Origin of the sequence: Chromohalobacter canadensis, from assembly GCF_029544075.1 — a bacterium.
GTDB classification, from domain to species: Bacteria; Pseudomonadota; Gammaproteobacteria; order Pseudomonadales; family Halomonadaceae; genus Chromohalobacter; species Chromohalobacter canadensis_A.
Genome location: NZ_JAJQJH010000007.1, coordinates 13,565 through 27,806, shown reverse-complemented (window position 1 = coordinate 27,806; position 14,242 = coordinate 13,565). Strand labels below are relative to the sequence as shown.

Genomic DNA, 14,242 nt, shown 5'->3' with positions numbered 1-14,242 from the left:
CTACTCCTGTACTCATAAGGCCCGAGACACTGCTCAAGGGCTCGGTAGGATTGTCGAGGAAGCCTGATATACTGCACGGTCATCCCCGAAGCATGATGGTAATGCAATGTCGATCGATCTCCCCGACCCGCACGATGAAGAGGCGGGATATCCCAGCAAGACCCAACGCAAGAACGAGATGAAAGCCCTGCAAGCACTGGGCGAGCGCATCATCGCCATGAGTGATGCCGAACGCGCACGCCTACCGCTTTCCGACGACATGCGCTTCGCGGTCGAGGAAACCTCGCGTATCCGCTCCCGCGAAGGGCGGCGTCGCCACATGCAATACGTGGGCAAGGTCATGCGCCGTGAAGACCTTGCGGCCATTCAGGCCACGTTCGACGCCATCGAGCAGGAAAGCTTACACCGCGATAATGCCTTTCATCGGCTCGAGCACTGGCGTGATCGCCTCATCGAGGACGACAGCGCCGATGCGCTGGAGGCCTTCATCGCTGAATATCCCGAGGTCGACCGCCAGACGCTGCGGCAACTCATCCGCAACGCCAGAAGCGAGCGTCAGCGTGAAAAGCCGCCGACGAGCGCCCGCAAATTGTTCAAACTGATCCGCGAAACCGCTGACCTCTAAGCCAGAAAATACGGTTTCGCCGCTCGAAGCTCGAAGCTCGAAGCTCGAAGCTCGAAGCCAGGAATTTTCTTCTTCCAGCTTCCAGCCGAGTAGCGGCGCTCTTCCCGCTTCGGGCTTTATGACTGTGTCCCACCCACGGTCAGTTCGTCGATCTTGAGTGTCGGCTGGCCCACGCCGACCGGCACCCCCTGACCTTCCTTGCCGCAGACACCGATGCCGGTATCCAGATCGAGGTCGTGCCCGATCATCGACACCTGTTGCATCACCTCCGGTCCGTTGCCAATCAAGGTCGCGCCTTTGACCGGCGCGGTGATCTTGCCATCCTCGATCAAATAGGCCTCGGAGGCAGAGAACACGAAACGCCCCGAGGTGATATCGACCTGGCCACCGCCGAAGCTCACCGCATAGATGCCTCGCTTGACGCTCTTGACGATATCCTCGGGATCATCCTGGCCGGCCATCATGCAGGTATTGGTCATGCGCGGCATGGTGACGTGTGCGTAGGACTCGCGACGCGCATTGCCGGTGGGCGCCATACCCGTGAGACGCGCGTTGAGCTTATCCTGCATGTAACCTTTCAGGATGCCGTCCTCGATCAGCGTGTTCCGCTGTGTCGGGGTACCTTCATCGTCGACACTCAGCGATCCGCGCCGATCAGATAGCGTCCCGTCATCGACGACCGTGACACCCGGCGCGGCCACACGCTCGCCGATACGCCCCGCGAAGGCCGAGCTACCTTTACGATTAAAGTCACCTTCGAGGCCGTGCCCCACCGCCTCATGAAGCAGAATACCGGGCCAGCCGTTGCCTAGCACCACCGGCATCTGGCCGGCTGGCGCATCGACCGCCTCCAGGTTGACCATTGCCTGACGCACCGCTTCCTTGGCGAAGCGTTCCGCCACGTTTTCGTCACGCAGCCGGGCCATCGAATAGCGCCCGCCGCCGCCAGCACTGCCGCGCTCACGACGGCCGTCGCGAATGGCGATGACGCTGACGTTAAACCGAACCAAGGGGCGAATATCGGCCGCAAGCGTGCCATCGCTGGCGCGCACCATCACCACTTCATAGACACCCGACAGCGAAGCACTGACCTGCGTAATGCGCGGGTCAGCGGCGCGGGCCACGCGATCCGCTGTCTTGAGCATGGCGATTTTATCCTCGGCGGAAAGCCCCGCCAGAGGATCGACATCGGCATAACGACGCGTGGGCATGGCGGCCTGCACCGCCTGTGGTGGCAACCGTTGGCCACTCCGTGCGATGCCCGCTGCAATACGCCCGGTATCGGCCAACGCATCGGCGCTGATCTGATTGGAGTAGGCAAAGCCGGTCTTTTCACCGGTCAGAGTGCGTACACCAACGCCGCCGTCGATGCTATAGCCGGCCTCCTTGACGTCGCCGTCCTCGAGAATCCAGCTTTCTTGCCAGGTACGTTGAAAATATAAGTCGGCATAGTCGATGCCCGGCCCCATGGCGTGCTCCAGGCCGGTATCCAGCGCCGCCAGGTCGAGACCGCCCGGCGCTAGGAGCAATGAGGTCGCCTGATTCAAGGCGCTGTCGTTGAGTGCGTTCATCGGGCGCTTTCCAGTGTCAGTTGCGGCGACGACCATGGGCCGTGCACGCGGTAATGTATCTGCGTTGCCTTATCGAGCCAGCCGCCGAAAAGCTTGTGGGCAAGGTACAATCCCACGCCTACCTGCGGCGCGCCAACAAGCACGGCCGCCAGCGGCAAATTCTGGCTCACCGGCACGGTGATACCCAGTCGCTGATTCAGTGTACGCTGCACGAGATCGGCTTCGCCTTGCAAGGTAAAGTGGGTGGCCGAACCGTCGATTTCAACCGGGCCTCGGGTCACGAGCTTGCCATCGAACAGCGTTGCCTCGCCGTTCACGCTATTGAAAGCCGTCCCCTCCTGAGTAATATCGGAGAAATCCAACGTCAGCCGACGGAAGATGTTGTCCAGATTGAGCAGCCCGACTAGCTTCGCCGGACCCGAGTCGACCTGCCGAAAACGGCCATTGGTCAATGCCAGCGACACGCTGCCCTGCGAGCGTTCCACGGCAAACTGCCATGGCGCGCCGGGCCATGCCAAGCGTGCATTCAGGTCGACGCTTTCGCTATTGACCACTTCAGGCTGTCCCAGACGAACCAGGGCGTCGCCGAGATTACTGCCCTTCAGTGCCAACCGCGCGCGCGTCAGGCTACCCTTTCGCCCCGCCATTTCCCAAGCCAGTTCGCCGCTCGCTGTTACGCCGTTGACCACGAGCGACAACGGCTTGATATCCAGACGCTTTGATGAGGTCTGCCAGTCGGCATCGAGCGGACCGAAGGTTTGTCCGTCATGACGCAGCTCGCCGACATGCAAGCGCCCATCGGGCCAGCCTTCCAGGCCATCCGGAAGTGCTATGGGGTCCGGCGGCGTGGCGATTTCATCGCTGAGTTTCACCTTGCCGTCGCTTTGGGTGGCATCCTCAGCAGGCCACAAGGTATCGAGATCGAGACGCGCGAGGTCAATCTCCACCGGACGCGGCGCCTCTGGTCGCCACAGCGCTTCTCCCGCCGCAACGGGGCCCGCCAGCGCCAGTTGCCATCCATTCTCAAGCGGTGCGACATCGGCTTGTAACGCACCCCGGCATTGATCATTGAGGACGACACAGGGCGTCGAGACGGCGATACGCCGCAGACCGCTCGAGATATCCTCGCCCGCACTGCTCGAGGTATCGTCCGGCACGCCCTTGGGTTGCGTGAGGACTTGACGGTTGAGATCGCGTTCGCGCAGCACCGCGAGCCATTGTTGTGGGTCCAGTCGCGGCGGCTGCCAGTTCACGGTCCAGCCATCCTGCTGGGGCCACTGAGGTGCTTCCGGCCATTTTTCCAACCACGCCTGGCCCTGTAAACGTTCGGCTCGCGTACGCCAGCGTAACCGCCCCCAGTCCGACAGTCGGACCCAGCCGCTACCCGACGCCACATCCGCGCTGACTTCTAGCGCCGCCGTGTCGTCGACGGCCTTGCCAAAGGGGGCTGGAAGGCGCAGAGCCAAGCCTTCGAGGTCACTGGTGACGCGCACACTCGCGTTGTCTTTGTCATCGAAGGTGACCCGCGCGCGATACGGCAGCGTGCCCTCGGCAAGCGCGGGCTGCGGCGCCAGACGCGCCCAGCTCAATAGCCCCTCGGCGCTGGCACGGCCCGTGAAGGTAAAGCCGTCATTGCCCATATCCAGTATGCCATGCATGTCCCCCCCCAATACCCGCGCGCTCACATCACCGGTCAAGAAATCCTGATCCTTGAGGTGGCGATAATGCAGATCGCCCTGAACATCCTCGAACGGAAGACGCAACATGCCGAGATACAGGCGCGAGGCCTCGACACGCCCCTGAATCTCAGCCTTCATGGCCTCGGGAATCGCCAGTGGGATCGTCATATCGAGATCGGCTTCGACGTGGCCTTCACTCTGCCAATCGGCGAAAGTTTCGCTGAGGTCTTCCAGCGGCGCCTCGGCGAGATAATCCAGCAAGGCCTGGCTGGACCCTGTGACCGGCCCGCGCACACCCAGCGTGTTGCCGACCATCAGGACACGGGCGTCGCGGGTTTCCAGCCCCATGCTAGTAGCATGGTCGACCTGCGCCACCAAGGATTGATTGTCGATGTCTAGATGCCCGGAGACGTTGTCGAGGGCGGGCCATTCAGGGTCATAGGGCAAGCGGCCCTGCTCGACATCCAGTTCCAGCTGCAGGCGATCATCGGGATTGACGAATATCTCCCCCTCAGGCGCCTCGCGTTCGGTTAACGTCTGCGACAACGACAGACTACCCTGAGAGACGCGTCCACTGACCTGCGACAGCCAATCGAGGAGTTCGTCGTCCATGGCTTGGGTGGGCAGCCAGTCGAGCAGCGGTGTATTGATCGCATCGGCATTGGAAAACGCTAGGTCAAGATCGAGATGTCCAGGCGTGTCCTCGGCCATCGGTAGGTGCGTCACGAACGTACCGTTCACCTCGGCCCCGCGCCAGTTGGCTTGCAATGCCTTGCCTTCAATATAGAAGGCATTGCCGTCACGCTGCCAGTCGATACGCCCGGCCGCAGCATCCAGTGCGATTGGTTGGACATAGACGTCGGGGAATGCGAGCGCCATGCCCGACTCATCCCGAAAACGCACGCTTCCCGAAGCGTTGTCGGTGGTCACCCAGGCACTGAATGGCCCGCCACCGGGAATGCCGTCCCAAGCCGACACGCGTGCCCCCGTCAGTGCCGTTCGTGAAAACCAACGGCCGTCATGATGCCCGACTTCGAGGCCGACAACTTGCCCCTGTGGAGCCATCTGGTCAAGCATTCGTTTGTGTTCATCCGACAACGGCAGCATGCCGCCCCAAGCGGCCAATGCACCCAGCGAAAAATCACTGCTGCGCAGCCACCAGTCGGCGCCTTCAACGCGCGCCTGTAATCGCTCGGGCAAGGGTGATCCTTCACGGTCGTCGCCATTGCGTTTGGCGACTAGGCCATTGGCCCAGATATCCCAGCCGCCATTGTCATCTCGCAACGCCTGGGCACGCACGCCGATATCCTCGAATGCCAGCGGCGAGCCATCACGTCGTGTGATATCCAGTCTGGGTAGCGACAACCGCAGGCGAGCATCCTCAAGGCGGGCATCATGCCAGCGGGCCCATAGCCGGGCGTCGCCTTCTACCGTTTTCAGAGTGTAGCGTTGCTGAGCGGTCAACACCTGCCCTAGGGCACGCAGTCCTTGGGCGTTGACGTCGACTTGCAAGGCAGCATTGAAGGCGCCCAGTCCACGACGCCCGGGTAGTACCTCGAGCACCGCGCTCAACGCGGCGTCCGGTTGGCCTTCGACATGCAACTGACCTTCGAGATGGGCCTGTGAATCGCCACCCGCCATCAGCACGCGCGGTGCCACGAGCGTGACCTCATCCTGTCGCCCATGCAGCACCACGCGCACGTCATGAATGGCGACACGCTGACGCAGAAGAGCGCCGACCCAACGGTCGATATCGGCGAGACGGAAGCGGCCCGGTGCCTGAACCTCATCAGGCACTTCCGCCGAGGGCCAGCCCCACCCCCCTTCGGCACGCTGATAGAGATGAAGCGTCGCTTGTTCGACCTCGGCCCTTTCGAAAACGGGATACCCCGCGCGTAGCGACGCCAGGGTATCGAGACGCGCATGCGCGCTTTCAAGGCTCAGCAAAGGCGGCGCCTGAGGCACCTTGGCACGCAAGGTCATGCCCGAAAGCGTCGCAGACGGGTCCCAACCATGCCAATCGGCGCCGAGATTCTCAAGCTCGGCATCGGCGCTGAAACGCTCGGAGAGCTGGGCTTCGATATCGTCGCGAAACGCATCGACCTGTGTCGCCAGACCGCGCGCTGCCAGCAACACCAGCACGATGATGCTCAGTACCACCGCCACGACTGTGAGCGCCCAGCGCCACGCTCCTCGCAACGCATTCATGGGCTCACATCAGCACGATGTCGTACTGCTCCTGGGAATAGTGGGCTTCGACCTGAAAGCGAATCGTCTTGCCAATGAAAGCTTCCAGGTCCGCCACCGCTGTCGATTCTTCGTCGAGCAGGCGATCGACCACTCCCTGAGAAGCCAGCACCATGTAGGTTTCCGGGCTGTAAGCACGCTCTTCGCGCAGGATTTCCCGAAATATCTCGTAGCACACGGTCTCCGGTGTCTTGAGTGTTCCGCGTCCCTGGCAGGTCAAGCAAGGCTCGCACAAGGTCTGCTCGAGGCTTTCGCGAGTGCGCTTGCGCGTCACCTGCACCAAGCCGAGTTCGGTCACGCCGGTCAGCTTATTCTTGGCGTGGTCGCGTTCCAGTGCCTTCTCGAGAACACGCAGAACCTGGCGCTGGTGCTCGAGCTCTTCCATGTCGATGAAATCGATGATGATGATGCCACCCAGGTTGCGTAGCCGCAGCTGACGCGCGATCGCCGTGGCTGCCTCGAGGTTGGTCTTGAAGATGGTCTCCTCGAGGTTACGATGCCCCACATAACCGCCGGTATTGACATCGATGGTGGTCATCGCCTCAGTCTGGTCGATAACTAAGTAACCGCCCGATTTGAGCTGTACCTTGCGGCCCAGAGCCTTCTGGATCTCGTCCTCGACGCTGTAAAGATCGAACAGCGGACGCTCGCCGGGATAGTACTCGATGCACGACTCGACATCGGGCATGAATTCCTTGGCGAACTCTTTGAGCTTGGCGTAGTTTTCGCGCGAATCGATTCGTACGCGCTCAATGTCAGCACGTAACACGTCGCGTAACGTACGGATAAATAACGGCAGGTCGTCATAAAGAAGAGCCGGCGGGGTGGCGTTAAGCCGACGCTCATCGACCTTGCGCCAGAGCCGCAACAAAAAATGCATGTCGGTCGCCAGCTCTTCTTGTCCCACACCCTCGGCAGCAGTGCGGATGATCACGCCCCCGGGCACTTCATCGTGCATTGCTGCCTGAGAGGTTTCGATCAACGTCTTGAGTCGTTCGCGTTCGCCCTCATCCTCGATACGCTGGGAGACACCCGTATGTGGCGAGTCGGGCATATACACCAGATAGCGCGACGGCACCGACAGATGCGTGGTCAAACGCGCCCCTTTCGATGCGATGGGATCCTTGGTGACCTGCACGACCAATGGCTGCCCTTCCTGGAGCAAGTGCGAGATCGTGGTGTGTTCATCGATGTTCGCGTTGGGCGCAACGACTTCGTTGACATGAATGAAGGCCGCCCGCTCGAGCCCAATATCCACGAAGGCAGCCTGCATGCCCGGCAGTACACGTACAACCTTGCCCTTGTAGATATTACCCACAATGCCACGCCGACGGCTGCGTTCGATGAAGGCTTCTTGCAAGACACCGTTCTCGACCACGGCGACGCGTGTCTCCATGGGCGTCAAATTGATCAGTACCTCGCCGCTCATGCGTTGCCCCTAACCAGATAATCTGTCGGCATTATGGCACAGCCAAGCGCTCGCCCCACAGCGAGACACCTTGGCGCGTCAATAACTTGGCGGTCTCGAAAAGCGGTAGCCCGACTACTGCGGAGTGACTACCTTCGATGCGCTCGACAAAGATCGCCGCTAGCCCTTGTATGGCATAGGCGCCGGCCTTGTCGACGGGCTCACCACTATGCCAGTACGCATCGATCTCGTGCGCTGCGAGCGGACGCAGTGTCACCCGGGTCGTCACGTAGGTCGACAACATTCCACACGGCCCTGTCACCGCGACGCCAGTCATCACTTCATGAGTGCTGCCCGACAGCGCCGTAAGCATGGCAACGGCATCTTCGCGATCACGCGGTTTCCCCAAGATGCGCTGCCCCAACACCACCGCTGTGTCGGACCCCAATGTGGGCAGCGACGTTCCCGCCGCACCGGCCTGCGCCTTGTCTCTCGCAAGGCGCTCCACATAAGCGGCAGGCAATTCCTCCGACCGCGGAGTCTCATCGATATCCGCCGGCGCTACTTCGACCTCGATGCCGATCGAAGCCAACAGCTCACGGCGACGCGGCGAAGCCGATGCCAGGCGCAACGACGCCCCCTGGGGTGTGGACATATGCTTTTCCTCACGGCTTGGGTGGCAGAGGGTACGCAGATAAAGGCAGCAAGGTCAGACGATTTTCAAGCGGCGCCGTAGTACTTGCATCATGGTGAACAACCATGGCCACAGGGCAGCGCCTATGAGCGCGGGCAGCAAGAAGGCTAGATGAATAGACACCGGGCCGAAAATCGTGCGCAGCCATTGCTCGATCAGTTGGATCAAGCCCAGCAACACGAACAGTAGGACGGCCTGTTGCCAGATGGAATAGGCACGCAGGCGTTGATAGAGCAAGAGACACAAGTAGGTGAGCAGCGACAACGTCAAAGCGTTCTGGCCCAAGGGCGTTCCCTCGATCAGATCCAGCAGTAAGCCGAGCACGAAACCATGGAAGACACCGACGCGCTGGGGGGCAGCAATACACCAATAAGCCAATGCCAGACCAAGCCAATTGGGACGCCACATCAGCCATGCATCGGGCAGTGGCATGACTTGCAAGCACAAGCTCACCAGCAGGGTGAACCAGATCATGAGTAGTCCTGGCAAGCGCATCATGGGCGCGCCTTCTCAAGCTCGTTGGGCATTTTTCCCGCCCCACCATCCATCAAGTGCAATGCGGCCTCGATATTGACGTCGCTGGTGACGGCCGCCGCCGCAGGCGAGGGAAACAGCAGCAAGAAATGCCGTGAGCGCTCGGGTTGCGCAAGCGGACGCGCCTCGACGCTCGCGAAAGAATGCTGGCCATCCCTGTTTACCCGTGTAATCTCCGCGACAGGATAGCCCTCGGGAAAACGTCCGCCCAAGCCCGACGTCGTGAGCAGGTCACCCTGCTGGAGGTCGGCGGTCGCCGGCACATTGAGCACATTCAAAGTATCGAGGTCACCAGAGCCCTGGACGATGAAACGCTGTCCACTGCGATTGACCTGCACCGGCACGGCATTATTAGCATCGCTGACCATAAGTACGCGACTCGTATACGCGGATACGGCAATGACCTGACCGATCAAGCCAGAGGCATCCATGACAGGTTGCCCGACATAGACACCATCACGACGCCCACGCCCAATTACCATCTGCTGGGTGAAAGGGTCGGAATCCAACGACAACAACTCAGCCGTGATATAAGGCACCTCATCGCGCGGCGCAGCATTCAGCAACTCTCGCAGACGCACGTTTTCCGCCGTCAAGTTCGCCATACGCTGAACGCGATGCGATAACGTCAGCAACTGCTGACGCAAGCGCTGATTCTCATCCACCAGGGCACGCTGATCCGAAAAGACCAGCGCCGCCCAGGACAACCCCTCGCTAGGCAGACTCACTGCCCATTGCACGGGTGCCACCACGGTGGTCAATTGCGAGCGCACATCGTCCATGAAGGGTAGGCGATGCTCCGCGAACATCAATGAGAAGGCGGCCACCGCACATAGCAACATGCGGTAGCTGGGCACCGGGCCATGCGAAAATAGGGGTTTAATAAGCCTTCCTCCGCAGACAGGACGCAAGACTCATCACGACCGGACACACGCTGGCAGCCACTCGTATCGCGCGTGGCTGCCAGGCAAGCGTATCGGCGCTAATATGGCAAGCGCCCGGGTGCGTCAATCGCTGGACAGCAACTCGAAGGTCCGCTGGTCGATCATTTCCAGCGCCTTGCCGCCGCCACGGGCCACACATGTCAACGAGTCCTCGGCAACGATCACAGGCAAGCCCGTCTCTTCGGCGATCAACTTGTCGATGTCACGCAACAACGCGCCACCACCAGTCAATACCACACCGCGTTCGGCGATGTCCGACGCCAGTTCGGGAGGGGACTGCTCCAAGGCGCTCTTGACCGCCGCAACGATGGACGAGAGCGGATCCTGCAAGGCATCAAGAATCTCGTGAGAATTGAGCGTAAAGCTGCGCGGAATGCCTTCCGCCAGATTGCGGCCGCGCACATCGATTTCACGCAACTCGCCGCCGGGGTAGGCACAGCCGATTTCTTCCTTGATGCGCTCAGCGGTTGCCTCGCCGATAAGGCTGCCATAATGACGACGTACATACGCCGTAATCGCCTCATCGAAGCGGTCACCCCCGACACGGATCGATTCGGAATACACCACGCCGTTGAGCGAGATGATCGCGATCTCGGAAGTCCCGCCGCCGATATCGACGACCATCGACCCCGTGGCCTCCTCGACCGGCAGGCCGGCACCGATGGCCGCCGCCATAGGCTCCTCGATGAGGAAGACCTCACGTGCGCCGGCGCCTTCCGCCGATTCTTTGATGGCGCGCCGCTCGACCTGAGTCGACATGCACGGCACACATACCAAGACACGTGGGCTCGGCGTCAAGAACGTGCTTTGGTGCACCTTGCGAATGAAGTGCTGAAGCATCTGCTCAGTGACGGTAAAATCAGCGATGACACCGTCCTTCATGGGACGGATCGCGGTAATGTTGCCAGGGGTACGACCTAGCATGCGCTTGGCGTCGATCCCCACGGACGCGACGGTGCGCATATTGCCAGACTGGCGGATCGCCACGACCGACGGCTCGTCGAGCACGATACCGCGACCGCGCACGTAAATCAGTGTGTTGGCGGTTCCCAAGTCGATCGACAGATCGCTCGAGAAAAGCCCCCGTAAACGTTTAAACATGGAAGTCTTTCACCTAGTCCAGACCGGAACCCTGTGCGGATGCAAACGGTACCATCGCGGGGGTGGCGCGGCAAGCAAAGGCCTGTCAGCGCTCGCCAGATATGGTAAATTCTAGGGTTATTCCCGGCGTCAGAGCTTCATTGGCGCGGCGATGACACGCGCCGCGCAGTATCCATAAAAGGCAAACGATATGGCGATCGAACATGCAGACGTGCTCCGTGCCGCCCATTTGGCCCGCGTCGGCTTGAGTGAGGACGAAGCAACCGGTTATGTCGACGACTTGAGCCGCATCCTGAAGATGGTCGATCAACTTCAGGCCGTCGACACTCAAGACATCATCCCATTGGCGCATCCGCTGGATGCCACCCAGCGCTTACGGCCCGACGAGGTGACCGAACATAGCCAGCGAGAACGCTTCCAGGCCTGTGCACCGGCCGTTACCGATGGTCTTTATCTCGTTCCGCGAGTCGTCGAGTGAAGCAGCCTCGTCAGGATTCGAACCAGGAGTCATATTCTTCCATGCATGACAAGACCCTCACGGAGCTTGCCGCCGGCCTTCAAGCAGGCGAGTTCTCCAGCCGTGAGCTGTGCCAGTCGGCGCTCGATCGCATACAGCGCCTCGACGGCGACCTCAACAGCTTCATCAGCGTGACCACCGAGCAGGCCCTGGCCGACGCCGACGCCGCCGACCAGGCACGCGCAGCCGGCGATGCCGCCGCCCTTGCCGGCCTGCCCCTGGCGCTCAAGGACATCTTCTGCACCCAGGGCGTACGCACCAGTTGCGGCTCGAAGATGCTCGACAGCTTCGTCGCGCCCTATGACGCCACGGTCGTCGAGAAGATCCGCCAGGCGGGTGGCGTCAGCCTCGGCAAGACCAACATGGACGAGTTCGCCATGGGCTCGTCGAACGAAAACAGCTTCTATGGCCCGGTCAAGAACCCCTGGGACTTGAGCGCCGTACCCGGCGGCTCCTCGGGCGGTAGCGCCGCGGCCGTGGCGGCGGGCCTGGTACCGGCAGCGCTCGGCACCGATACCGGCGGCTCGATTCGTCAGCCGGCCGCCTTTTGCGGCATTACCGGCCTGAAACCCACCTACGGGCGCGTGTCGCGCTACGGCATGGTGGCCTACGCATCGAGCCTCGACCAGGGCGGTCCCATGGCACGCACCGCCGCCGACTGTGCCCTGCTGCTCGAAACCATCGCTGGCCACGACGTTCGCGATTCCACCAGCGTGGCACGCGTGGTGCCCGACTACTCCGCCGAGCTCGACACCTCGCTGGCCGGCCTCAAGATCGGGCTGCCCAAGGAATATTTCGGCGACGGGCTCGACCCCGAGGTCGAAACCGCCGTGCGTGAAGCGATCAAGGTCTACGAGTCGCTCGGCGCCAAGGTCTGCGAAGTCAGCCTGCCGCACACGCACCTGGCGATTCCTGCCTACTACGTCATCGCACCGGCGGAGGCATCGTCCAACCTGTCGCGTTATGACGGCGTGCGCTTCGGCCACCGCTGCGAGGATCCGACCGACCTTGAGGACCTCTACAAGCGCACGCGGGCCGAAGGCTTCGGCGAAGAGGTCAAGCGGCGCATCCTGATCGGCACGCACACGCTGTCCGAAGGGTTCTTCGACGCCTACTACCTCAAGGCACAGCAAGTGCGCCGCCTGATCCGCCAGGACTTTCTCGACGCCTTCGACGAAGTCGACGTGCTCATGGGGCCGACCGCCCCCACGCCGGCCTTCGACCTCGGCGCGCAGAAAGATCCGGTCTCGATGTACCTGCAGGATATCTACACCATCGCCGTCAACCTGGCCGGCATTCCGGGCATCAGCGTTCCGGCCGGCTTTGCCGGTAACCGCCCCGTAGGCCTCCAGGTGCTGGCTCCGCACTTCGCCGAGGCCCAGCTGCTCGGCGTGGCGCATCAATTCCAGCAGGCCACCGACTGGCACCTCAAGCGTCCGGCATTCGGCAAGGAGATGGCATGATGCAGTGGGAAACCGTGATCGGGCTCGAGGTCCACGTTCAGCTCGCCACCCAGTCCAAGATCTTCTCCGGAGCGTCCACCGCCTTCGGCGCCGAGCCCAACACCCAGGCGTGCGCCGTCGACCTCGGCATGCCCGGCGTGCTGCCGGTGCTCAATGAAAACGCCGTGGCGATGGCGGTGAAATTCGGTCTCGCCGTCGACGCCGAGATCCCCGAGACCTCGCTATTCGAGCGCAAGAACTACTTCTATCCGGATTTGCCCAAGGGATATCAGACGAGCCAGATGGCGCAGCCCATCGTCGGCCCCGGCAAGGTCGAGATCACCCTCGACGACGGTTCGACGCGCAGCGTCCGCATTCATCACGCTCACCTCGAGGAGGATGCCGGCAAGTCGCTGCACGAGGACTATCACGGCATGACCGGCATCGATCTCAACCGTGCCGGCACGCCGCTGCTGGAGATCGTCTCCGAGCCCGACATGCGCTCGGCCAAGGAAGCGGTCGCCTATATCAAGGCGCTGCACGCCATCGTTACCTATCTCGGTATCTCCGACGGCAACATGGCCGAAGGCTCGATGCGCTGCGACGTCAACGTCTCGGTACGTCCCAAGGGGCAGGCCGCTTTCGGCACCCGCGCCGAGATCAAGAACGTCAACTCGTTTCGCTTCGTCGAGAAGGCCATCGCTTTCGAGGTCGAGCGCCAGATCGAACTCATCGAAGATGGCGGTCAGGTCGTGCAGGAAACGCGACTGTTCGACCCGGAACGCGACGAGACGCGCGGCATGCGCACCAAGGAGGAAGCCAACGACTACCGTTACTTCCCCTGCCCCGACCTGCTTCCGGTGACGCTCGACGGTGCCTATGTCGATCACCAGCGCGCGCTCATGCCCGAACTGCCCAGCGAAAAGCGCCACCGCTTCGAAAACCAGCTGGGCTTGTCCGCCTATGACGCCGGCGTGCTGGCCTCGAGCCGTGCCATGGCCGAGTACTTCGAAGCCGTCAAGGATGTCTGCGGCGACGCCAAGCAAGCCGCTAACTGGGTGCAAGGCGAACTCTCGGCCAACCTCAACCGCGAAAACCTGGAAATCGGCGACAGCCCGGTCACTGCCGAGCAGCTCGGTGGCCTCATTCAGCGCGTCATGGACGACACCATCAGCGGCAAGGCCGCCAAGCAGGTCTTTCAGGCGCTGTGGGACGGCGAGGCGGACAGTGCCGACGCCATCATCGAGGCACGCGGGCTCAAGCAGGTCACCGATACCGGCGCCATCGAAGGCATGATCGACCAAGTCATCGCCGACAGCCCGGTTCAGGTCGCCCAGTACCGTGAAGCCGACGAGGCCAAGCGCGGCAAGATGATCGGCTACTTCGTCGGCCAAGTCATGAAAGCCTCGCGCGGCACCGCCAACCCGCAACAGGTCAACAGCCTTCTCAAGCAGAAGCTAGATCAGGCTTGAGCCGACGC

General features: G+C 61.8%; 11 protein-coding genes. 4 read left to right on the top strand and 7 right to left on the bottom strand.

Annotation, left to right across the window (positions count from 1 at the left end; all coding sequences use genetic code 11):
* Positions 1–106 precede the first annotated feature (106 nt).
* Positions 107–625, top strand: coding sequence for a ribosome biogenesis factor YjgA (gene yjgA / locus LUN51_RS10325; RefSeq protein WP_277811186.1), 519 nt, complete (start codon positions 107–109; stop codon positions 623–625).
* A 116-nt stretch (positions 626–741) separates the two neighbouring features.
* Here the strand turns inward: yjgA and tldD are convergent, their stop codons facing one another.
* The 7 genes from tldD to LUN51_RS10290 all read right to left on the bottom strand — a co-directional run bounded on the left by tldD (position 742) and on the right by LUN51_RS10290 (position 10,803).
* Positions 742–2,196, bottom strand: a complete 1,455-nt coding sequence (gene tldD / locus LUN51_RS10320) for a metalloprotease TldD (protein ID WP_277811185.1) — start codon at positions 2,194–2,196, stop codon at positions 742–744.
* Positions 2,193–6,083, bottom strand: coding sequence for a YhdP family phospholipid transporter (locus LUN51_RS10315; RefSeq protein WP_277811184.1), 3,891 nt, complete (start codon positions 6,081–6,083; stop codon positions 2,193–2,195). The genes tldD and LUN51_RS10315 overlap by 4 nt, the downstream gene beginning before the upstream one ends.
* Positions 6,084–6,087: 4 nt before the next feature.
* On the bottom strand, positions 6,088–7,551 hold the full coding sequence (rng, locus tag LUN51_RS10310; RefSeq protein WP_040241870.1) for a ribonuclease G: 1,464 nt from the start codon (positions 7,549–7,551) through the stop codon (positions 6,088–6,090).
* A gap of 31 nt (positions 7,552–7,582) precedes the next feature.
* The gene (locus LUN51_RS10305) at positions 7,583–8,185 is read right to left on the bottom strand and encodes a Maf family protein (RefSeq protein ID WP_040241871.1); all 603 of its coding nucleotides are present in this window, start codon (positions 8,183–8,185) and stop codon (positions 7,583–7,585) included.
* A 54-nt stretch (positions 8,186–8,239) separates the two neighbouring features.
* Positions 8,240–8,719 carry a rod shape-determining protein MreD gene (mreD, locus tag LUN51_RS10300; protein WP_431355574.1) on the bottom strand — a complete coding sequence of 160 codons (480 nt, stop codon included), beginning with the start codon at positions 8,717–8,719 and terminating at the stop codon, positions 8,240–8,242.
* The gene (gene mreC, locus LUN51_RS10295; RefSeq protein ID WP_040242158.1) at positions 8,719–9,642 is read right to left on the bottom strand and encodes a rod shape-determining protein MreC; all 924 of its coding nucleotides are present in this window, start codon (positions 9,640–9,642) and stop codon (positions 8,719–8,721) included. Before mreC ends, mreD begins: the two co-directional genes overlap by 1 nt.
* Before the next feature lie 123 nt (positions 9,643–9,765).
* Entirely contained in the window at positions 9,766–10,803 is a 1,038-nt protein-coding gene (locus tag LUN51_RS10290; RefSeq protein ID WP_040241875.1) for a rod shape-determining protein, read from the bottom strand.
* Between the two features lie 190 nt (positions 10,804–10,993).
* Here LUN51_RS10290 and gatC point away from each other — a divergent pair, with 190 nt between their 5' ends.
* The 3 genes from gatC to gatB are packed head-to-tail and all read left to right on the top strand — an operon-like array spanning position 10,994 to position 14,234.
* The gene (gene gatC, locus LUN51_RS10285; protein WP_246894246.1) at positions 10,994–11,281 is read left to right on the top strand and encodes an Asp-tRNA(Asn)/Glu-tRNA(Gln) amidotransferase subunit GatC; all 288 of its coding nucleotides are present in this window, start codon (positions 10,994–10,996) and stop codon (positions 11,279–11,281) included.
* Positions 11,282–11,322: 41 nt separating this feature from the next.
* Positions 11,323–12,783 carry an Asp-tRNA(Asn)/Glu-tRNA(Gln) amidotransferase subunit GatA gene (gene gatA / locus LUN51_RS10280; protein ID WP_246894247.1) on the top strand — a complete coding sequence of 487 codons (1,461 nt, stop codon included), beginning with the start codon at positions 11,323–11,325 and terminating at the stop codon, positions 12,781–12,783.
* Positions 12,783–14,234, top strand: coding sequence for an Asp-tRNA(Asn)/Glu-tRNA(Gln) amidotransferase subunit GatB (gatB, locus tag LUN51_RS10275; protein WP_035412325.1), 1,452 nt, complete (start codon positions 12,783–12,785; stop codon positions 14,232–14,234). Before gatA ends, gatB begins: the two co-directional genes overlap by 1 nt.
* Positions 14,235–14,242: the final 8 nt, after the last annotated feature.

Excerpts from the sequence above, each read along its gene's own strand:
- yjgA (WP_277811186.1), top strand. The coding sequence starts at position 107 with ATGTCGATCGATCTCCCCGACCCGCACGATGAAGAGGCGGGATATCCC.
- LUN51_RS10315 (WP_277811184.1), bottom strand. The coding sequence starts at position 6,083 with ATGAATGCGTTGCGAGGAGCGTGGCGCTGGGCGCTCACAGTCGTGGCG.
- gatC (WP_246894246.1), top strand. The coding sequence starts at position 10,994 with ATGGCGATCGAACATGCAGACGTGCTCCGTGCCGCCCATTTGGCCCGC.
- tldD (WP_277811185.1), bottom strand. The coding sequence starts at position 2,196 with ATGAACGCACTCAACGACAGCGCCTTGAATCAGGCGACCTCATTGCTC.
- rng (WP_040241870.1), bottom strand. The coding sequence starts at position 7,551 with ATGAGCGGCGAGGTACTGATCAATTTGACGCCCATGGAGACACGCGTC.
- gatA (WP_246894247.1), top strand. The coding sequence starts at position 11,323 with ATGCATGACAAGACCCTCACGGAGCTTGCCGCCGGCCTTCAAGCAGGC.
- LUN51_RS10305 (WP_040241871.1), bottom strand. The coding sequence starts at position 8,185 with ATGTCCACACCCCAGGGGGCGTCGTTGCGCCTGGCATCGGCTTCGCCG.
- LUN51_RS10290 (WP_040241875.1), bottom strand. The coding sequence starts at position 10,803 with ATGTTTAAACGTTTACGGGGGCTTTTCTCGAGCGATCTGTCGATCGAC.
- mreD (WP_431355574.1), bottom strand. The coding sequence starts at position 8,719 with ATGCGCTTGCCAGGACTACTCATGATCTGGTTCACCCTGCTGGTGAGC.
- gatB (WP_035412325.1), top strand. The coding sequence starts at position 12,783 with ATGCAGTGGGAAACCGTGATCGGGCTCGAGGTCCACGTTCAGCTCGCC.